We start from the raw sequence: 8331 nt of genomic DNA, 5'->3' as shown, positions 1-8331 counted from the left end.
ATTCCTGTTGGCATATAGGTTTTTTGATTACTTCTTCTTTCTCTTTTTGCTTCATCCCCATAACTCCCTGTAGCTGGAAGATCAAACTCCCTCTGTTCATATTGGTTTGTAGTCTGTGCAGCAATCGTTTCAGCATGAACAATCAAGCCATTTGTCATGACAGGTGAAAATAATGTAGTGGTCAAAATAACAGATGTCGCAAGTACTGTCATCGGTTTTTGAAACATATAACGATTCCTTTTCTGCATATAAATAATCCTTTCCTTTTCAATTAGTTCCATTAAAGTCCTTTCGCTGAATGAATGTAATTAATTTCGATTTCCTGTCGGTTTATTTTTTGAAAATTAAGAAATAATAACTCGTAAATCTTCATATAGTCTGATAAATATAAAACATAACTGAAGAAAGAAATCTCCATTCTTATTCATACTAAATAATTACGAAAGCTAGGATATGGGAATGGAACGAACCCATTTCCTTTTTTTCTTACTACTACGAACTTAACATCGAACAGGTCGTACAGCAATAAAATTTGACAATTACAGCTATTTTTCGACATTTCTCCCGCCTTACACAAAAATATTGAAGGTACCTGAAGTTGTTACATCCCTATAAAAAAACATACAACCTTACCAACAAATACAAGGTTGTATGTTTTTAATAGTATTCAGTTGCAATCCGGTCCTATTTGCGGTTTTCCTATTTGTACAATCTATTTATTTTCTACAATCTTAGCACCTTCATATAATTTATCCGTATAATTTTTAAGGTCCTGCCAATTATCCTTCGCTGTATTCAGATCTGCTCTTATAATCTCATCAAACAGGTCTAGATTAATGTTGTCAACACTGTCAATCAATGATTTATATTTTTTCTCCACTGTCCCCCACTGAGTCTTTATATTTTCAAGAGCAGTAACAGCTGTACCAACTGTTGCAGCCATATGTTCCGTTTTATTTTTGGCATCAGTCAAAATAACTACTTCTGCCTCCGCTCCAGAAATTCTGGACTTTATTTGTTCTATTTCTTGTTGTGCAGATGCGATATTATTGTCAACTTGGACAATCATTGGTATACCATATGGAGGCAGGAGTACAGCCGCAGCTATATATTTACCACGATTAGCATAGTTTTCTTTAATTATATTATTACAATTCTCAATTCGTTGTTGTAGAAGCGGAATACCAGCGTTCGTACTTTCTAGAATATTCTCCAATTGATTGAAATCTTCTTTGAAATTTCTTGTATTTTCTGCTATTTCACCTTGAAAATTTTTCAATTTTTCTAACAGTACATCTAATTTTTGACTATTGTACAAAATACTATTGTACAAATTTTCTAGTTCATATTTTAATTTCTCTGTATCTTTTTGCTCTATAGCAGTTAGTAAAAGCTTATAACTTGCTTGAAACGTATCATTATAACTTACAATATTCTGATGCGTGTACATAATACGAGTTTTAAAATACATGAACCAAAAGTCGGCATTCTCTATTGCATCCTGTTGATGCTTAATCATGTTGGCTTGTAAATCACCATTTATAGAACTTATTTTACTTAAATCTGTCAGCTGTTGATTACTGATTGTATTGGCATATGAATCCATTGTAAGGATATTTGCCACCATGTTTCCCATTACTTCTTTAAATTCACCAGGACCAAGGGAATAGTTCTTCAAACTTTCTTGCTGTTGGGACACAGTTTGTTCTGCTGCCAAAGTATGAAGTGGAATTACATTACTCGCTGCCATTCCCGTAATGATTGTTGACAAAATAATTTTCTTATATAAATTCTTATTCATCTTTTTCACCTACTCTTTCACATGCATCGCATACTTTATTAAATTCATAAGCTTCTATTCTTTACTTCAAATGAATTACGATTATTGCAAATAAAACAACATATTAAAATAGAGATTCTCGTACTTTCTTATTCTATAATCTTTATTAAGTTTCATAACTATATAGGAAGTCTCCTGCTCAAACTTGAACAGGAGACTCACATTATGTGTTCTTCAAAAGTGAAACTCAGTATATTATATTTTTCATTACTTCGGCAATTTCTTGATGTAATATTATTTGTTCACGAATGAAATCTCACTACTTTGAATATTTTCAGCATACTTTCTAATCTGCTCCCAATGATCCTTCGCTGTATCCAGATCTGCTGTTATATCCATAGCAAGGAATTCTGGGTCAACAGCTTTAGCACTCTTAATCAATGCGTCATATTTTGTTCCCATTCCATCCCACGCAGTCTTTATATTTTCAAGAGAAACAATAGCTTTATCAATTGTTTCTGTTAAATTTTTAATATCACTTTGCACTATCGTTAACCTAGCTGACTGTAGTTGCGCCATTGAAATATTTTGTGTTAGCGTTATAATTTCTTCTTGTGCCTTGATTATCTGCTGCTGCGATGAAACTACTCCGTATATCCCGCCTCCTAATATAGGTGCACCAAAGGGCGCAAAAGGTGAAAGAACTAAATATGCACCAGCAGCAGTTGCAACCGACGATGCAATATAAATTTTATTATTCTCATCGATTACTGCTTTATTTGTTTCGATTTGTTTCTGAAACAGTGGAATTCCAGCTTCTTGACCAGTTAAAACATTTACGATTTCTTCAGCATTCCCTTTTAAATTTTGTGTATCTTTTTCTAATTTGCCACGAAAGCTTTTTAAATCCTCCACTAATTTAGTCACTTGATCTTTATTCTGTGAAACTTCACCATTCAACTTTGTAAGCAAAGCTGTTAGTTTTTCTGGATCATTTTTATATTGTAATAAATAACGAGAATAATTTTGGAATTTTGTATCATAACTGATAATATTTTGATTCGTCGTAACTATCCCTGATTTCAAATTATTTAACCAGTATGTTGCATTTTCTCTAGTAAGATTTTGGTTGGCTTTAATGTCTGTTTTTAACTTATCGCCAACTGAAGGTAAACCATCCAAATTAATATCTGCTTGTTTAAGAATAGTTAAAGCATACAGGTCCATTACCAACATATTGGATTTAGTGTCCTTCATCGCATGATCAAGCCCTGTTGGTCCAAGGTAATAACTAGGGTATTTAAGGTCTTGATTTGCATAAATAGGTGCTGTTTCCTCTGCCGAGGCATATGATGGCATAATGCCACCCGCTACGATTGTTGCTATTAATGTAGATAAAGCCATTACTTTATAAGGTTTTTTCATCACATTTTTCTCTCCTTACATTATATTATTAAGAATTATTGTTCTTCATTCTACAAATTTCATCCTGTTACTTTTATTTTTGTAACACTCTCTTGATATTCCGTTGTTTGTTTTTTCAATTCATCCGTAAACTGTTTGAGTTCTTTTAATCGTGCTTGTAATGAATTAGAATCTATTTTCGCATCAGTATTAAGACTTGTCCCCGTTTCAGTCACTATGTTATTAAAGGTGTCCCAACTACTTACTAGATTGTCAAAACTCTGAGTTTGCTTTTTAACTGTTCTTGTAAGGTTATTTAATTGCTGCTCAATAAGTGTCATTTGAGTTGCTTGCACTTCAATATTCGCTAAATTTTGTACCAATTGAATTAGTTTCTGTTGCTTCTGAGCAATAGCTTTATTCAGTTCTGTTACTTTATCATTTGTAAGTTGTCCATATTGGTTATAAACTGCTTCCAAATTAGACACGTCTACAGTTTTATCCTTAACTCCATCTTTCAAAATATTAATAATCGACTTTGTAATATTTAAAGAGCCGTCTAGATTTTCTTTTGGTAGAGCTAGAAGTTTTTCAAAATCTTCTTGAATATCTGCATTAAGGTGTCCAATTTCCGTTCTGAATTTTTCAATGTCTCCGTTTGAACCCTTATAAGATTCAAACGCTCTGCTAACTTTACTAGAAAAATTATTACTATCTTCAACCAATTCGTTTTTAGAATAGTTTAAGTCTTCTGAAGTTATTTTCATATTATACTGAATTCTTTGCACGTCACCTTGAAGTAAATTAAAAATACGTACAAATAATGCCTTTGCTTCCGAATCTTCATTCATTTTTCCAGCTAGTTCAACTAATTTATTGTAATAATTTGTAAATCTCATTTCGAAACTCTGTATGTCTTGATTTACAACGAATAATTTGTGGTTATTTACATCCAGGTAGTCTCGAACATGGTTTCTTACAGTACCTTGATCAGTTGTTATTCCATATATAGTATTTACATCAAGGTCTGGTTGCTGTAATATGATTAGCCCATATCCTTGAATTAATGGCGTCTGTGATCCTAATGTCGTAATCGAATTTGATAACCTATCCATAGCGGGTCCAAGTATACTACTTGGTTGTAAATAAGTTGTTTTACTTTCTGCAAAAGTATTTACAGGAGCGAAACAGCTTGTAGATACTACTGTAGCTAATAACCCTACGACTAACGTTTTTTTCATGGTAATTCCCCCCATAAATTGGTGTTTGTTGATAAAATAGTTAGACTAAATTTTAAAGGTTTCATTTTTATTTATATGAAATCTAGCCTTGCAACTATTTATGCTTTAATTAGCTTTCAAATGAATAGCTATTCATTTGAAAGCTGGAGCTGCTTCATTTGCAGGAAGCCCAGATAGATTGAGTCGTTGCTCCTATCATTAATCCTGTCATGAATTTTTTGATAGCGATTTCATAAGATCCTACAAAATTACAAAAAATGAAATTATACTTGTACATTGCTTATACTTTTATCTCGGGATAAAATAAGGTCATTTTTGCTATGTAGAGACTTAGAATGCTATTTTTTATAAATGTGATAATTTTGTAGTTGTAGATTGTTTCTAAGCTTAATTAACCGAGTATTAAGAAAATTAATCCGACATAACGTTACTTGCTACTTCACTGCACTTTTTATTCGTATAATCTTCTCCTTTCTTAGTGGTCATACCAATTACACCTTTATTAAAACATTAAATTTTTAATGCGTAAATAGTAGAATTTTGTCGAATAAATCTAAAAATTCTACTATTAATCATTAGTTCCACTAGCAATATTATCCTGGTAAAATTACTATTTAATCTTATTTATATTCAATCTTATTCAATTAACTTATAATAATTATAAGTTAATATATATATATTAAAAAGATAGTTAATTTAGCTTATAAGAAAAAATAAAATGCAATTAAATTATATTAAAATAATTCAATCACATCCTGCATACTCATTACCTTTATTTGTATATGTAAAATTGCATGACCTTTGGTAATTTACTCCAGAAGTCTTTCATCAAATTACCGAAACCTAGGATATTTCCACTTATATAGGGATAGTATCAGTACTTCCAAGTTCCGAAAATTCATTGCATACATTCTCTAGTTTTTGTACCAGAACAAAAAAGAGACCGTAGCGAAAGTATAAAATACTTTTGCTACAATCCCATTCATCTTTCAAATACTAATTATATAATTTTATTTCTGAAGCTGAAGCAAATCCACCGTGTCCTGATACAACTTCTAGCTTTACATACTGAGCATTTACTTTACTGAAACTTGCATTCTTTGTAAGATTATTATCTTCCCACGTTCCAGTAGCAACCTTTGTAAAGTTAACTCCATCTAGACTTGTGTATATATTATAACTAGTTATGTTACCATTAGAGTTACTGTCTTGTCTTGGAACATAAGTTAATTGTGATATACCAGTAACTTCATTAAGCTTTATGGTAATGTATGGAGCCTTATCACTGCCATTCCATAACGTATGCCACATTGTTGCACCGTTTCCATCGATTGCATTTGCAGCACCATTATTAGCCGAAACTTCCTGACTTGAGACACCTGCAACTGATAAGTTTTTGTGCGGTATTAATCCTACTACAGCGGTATCAGTAAACTTTAAGTTAACAGCATCACTTGCTGGATTTGAACCAACAGCAAATTTTCTAACTGTTAATGTAACATTTCCTGTTAAATCCGGTAAATTAGGAGCAACTGGATTATATTTTGTCCAATGTGAACCTTGGTCTATACTGAATTCCATCGTACCGTCTAGACCAAAAACTAAATTCTCATCATCATTTGAAGAAACTTTGACTTTGTTAGCCTTTCCAATTGGAATTAATAAGGGCTGCTCTGTTCCGATCACTCTTGTTAAAATGCCATCCGTTGAATTGATTGCTGAGATCTCTTCATTGCTAAAAAGCATATCATTGCTTGTAGCAGTTTTATACGTTTTTCCTCCATCGATACTGTATTCCGTATCGGGTTTAATTCCCATTAGTTTTCCTGCATTTGCTCCATCAAAACTAAAAGTAGCAAGGCCTAATCCTAAACTTGGCATTTGATCTTTAATTTTATTAGCTACTTGCTTTTGATTCACATCCGTTATTGCGTTAAATACATTTAATATATTTAACGTATACTGTTGCAGTTTTGCTCTATCATTTGTGTTCAGAACATGGCTTCTAATTTGAGTAAGAAGATCCATCATCGGTCTTGGCTCATTAGCAAAAGAAGAAATAATACTACTGTTTAATTCTTGCCACTCAGCATCTGTTGCATTTGGATTTTGTAACATAAGAGAAACGTAATCTTTCCATACTAAAACATTAGTTGGTAAAAGTTTAGTAGCTATTTTATAAATTGCAATTTTCTTATCTGTGGAATTCATCGCTTTCGCTAACCAGCGTAATCGCTCTGATTTATCTAGTTTTACTGGGGTACGTTCACATACCCATCAAGCTAAGATTTTATAGTACCACCAGAACGAAATTTTTATCTCTCTACAAGTTATTTATGTGAATTCAGCTCGTTTTTTGCGTTTTGGGGTGTTATAAAATTCTTAAGTTGATGGATGTGGAGTGCTCCTCCTATACATTTTCTAGGTTTGCTCGTCATTATGATTAGTAGTAAAATAAAATACATATTTCCTAACCAGAATGAATAATTTCACAACATGTCAAAGGAGTACATTATGTGTAAATATTTACATCGTTTTATTTATAACTTAAGATTTCCGTATTTCATCATACTTATGACTATAGCTACATTTGTACTACCATTGGTATCCTTTCTTATACCAATAGAAGCAGAAAGAAATCCGATTGAGGATGTCTCTCTTATTCGGCAAGTTATATCTGGTTGTGTCGTAGCTCCACTAATAGAAACAGCTCTTTATCAGATGTTTTTGTTTTGGATTTTAAAAGATATTCCATTTGTACGTAAATACGATAATATTCCAACGATTTTTCTTTCAGCCATTATTTTTGGAACTATTCACTCATATGGGATTTCCTATAAAGTTTATACGGGCCTAATGGGTGTCATTCTAGGATACTCATATTGGATTTATCAAAAAAAGAAGGAAAAAACACCTAAAACACTCTCCGCATATTGGGTTGTTTTTTTAATTCATGCATTACATAATTTTTTTACCTTTATATTAAAAAATTTCACTTAATAGAATTAGGATTTGTACAGAAACCGAAGGGAATCTGAAAGTAAGAATTCTGGGGTAAACATAATAGGGTATGTGAACTATTCAAAGAATGAGGGGTTTATCTGGAGTTTAATTGCAATTTAATTTCTACAAGTAGGGATATTGACACATCGCTATCAAGCTAACAAAAAGAAATATCCTCAAAATGAATAAAATGCGTTATTCTTTCTGTAGAATCATAGGAAAGGATGGCGTTTTTTGTATGTCTATTTCTGTATCTGACGAACTACAACTATTTGCACAGGAGATTCAGAGTCTTTTATCCCCAAATACCTTACAGAATCTAGCTAGAGATGTTGGGTTTGTACAACGAACAAGTAAGTATCGAGCACAAGATTTAATAGCTTTATGCGTATGGATAAGCCAAAGTGTAGCAAAAACTTCCTTAACTCAGTTATGTAGTTGTTTAGAAACATCAACAGAAGTACTCATCAGTCCTGAAGGACTGAATCAACGATTTAACGTCGCAGCCGTGCAGTTCCTACAACAAGTATTAGCTAAACTTCTGAACCGAAAATTATCTTCATCTATGCCGATTTCTTCTCCATACACTTCTGTTTTCAAGCGTATTCGTATTTTAGATTCAACTGCATTTCAACTTCCGGATGTATTTTCATCGGTTTATCCAGGTGCAGGAGGATGCAGCCATACAGCTGGGATAAAAATTCAACTTGAGTATGATTTGTTAAGTGGACAGTTCCTACATATTCATACAGGTCCAGGTAAACAACATGATCGCACTTACGGCTCGCTGTGTGCCCCAACTGTGACAGCAAATGATTTATGTATCCGAGATTTAGGGTATTTTCATTTAAAAGACCTTCAATATATACAAGATAACAAAGCTTACTATATCTCTCGTATCAA

Annotated in this window: 5 protein-coding genes and 2 pseudogenes; 2 read left to right on the top strand and 5 right to left on the bottom strand. The window is 32.5% G+C overall.

Annotation, left to right across the window (positions count from 1 at the left end; all coding sequences use genetic code 11):
* The 5 genes and pseudogenes from COE49_RS24545 to COE49_RS24525 form a co-directional block, all read right to left on the bottom strand.
* A pseudogene (locus tag COE49_RS24545) lies at positions 1–281 on the bottom strand (hypothetical protein); the annotation flags it as partial.
* Between the two features lie 431 nt (positions 282–712).
* Complete coding sequence (nheC, locus tag COE49_RS24540; RefSeq protein WP_088232770.1) at positions 713–1801, bottom strand: non-hemolytic enterotoxin subunit C; 1089 nt, start codon at positions 1799–1801, stop codon at positions 713–715.
* 273 nt (positions 1802–2074) lie between these two features.
* Positions 2075–3205: a non-hemolytic enterotoxin subunit B gene (nheB, locus tag COE49_RS24535; protein ID WP_088232771.1), complete on the bottom strand. Its 1131-nt coding sequence runs from the start codon at positions 3203–3205 to the stop codon at positions 2075–2077.
* Between the two features lie 59 nt (positions 3206–3264).
* Positions 3265–4425 (bottom strand): non-hemolytic enterotoxin subunit A, encoded by a 1161-nt coding sequence (gene nheA, locus COE49_RS24530; protein ID WP_088232772.1) that lies wholly within the window; start codon positions 4423–4425, stop codon positions 3265–3267.
* A 996-nt stretch (positions 4426–5421) separates the two neighbouring features.
* Positions 5422–6693, bottom strand: a pseudogene (locus tag COE49_RS24525) (discoidin domain-containing protein); the annotation flags it as partial.
* A 246-nt stretch (positions 6694–6939) separates the two neighbouring features.
* Here COE49_RS24525 and COE49_RS24520 point away from each other — a divergent pair.
* Positions 6940–7425, top strand: coding sequence for a CPBP family intramembrane glutamic endopeptidase (locus COE49_RS24520; RefSeq protein WP_088232773.1), 486 nt, complete (start codon positions 6940–6942; stop codon positions 7423–7425).
* 241 nt (positions 7426–7666) lie between these two features.
* Positions 7667–8331: IS4 family transposase (locus tag COE49_RS24515; RefSeq protein ID WP_141556641.1), on the top strand; the 665-nt coding region annotated here is incomplete at its 3' end.

Origin of the sequence: Bacillus sp. AFS029637, from assembly GCF_002584985.1 — a bacterium.
Lineage (GTDB): Bacteria > Bacillota > Bacilli > Bacillales > Bacillaceae_G > Bacillus_A.
This window is presented reverse-complemented; position numbering and strand designations above follow the sequence as displayed.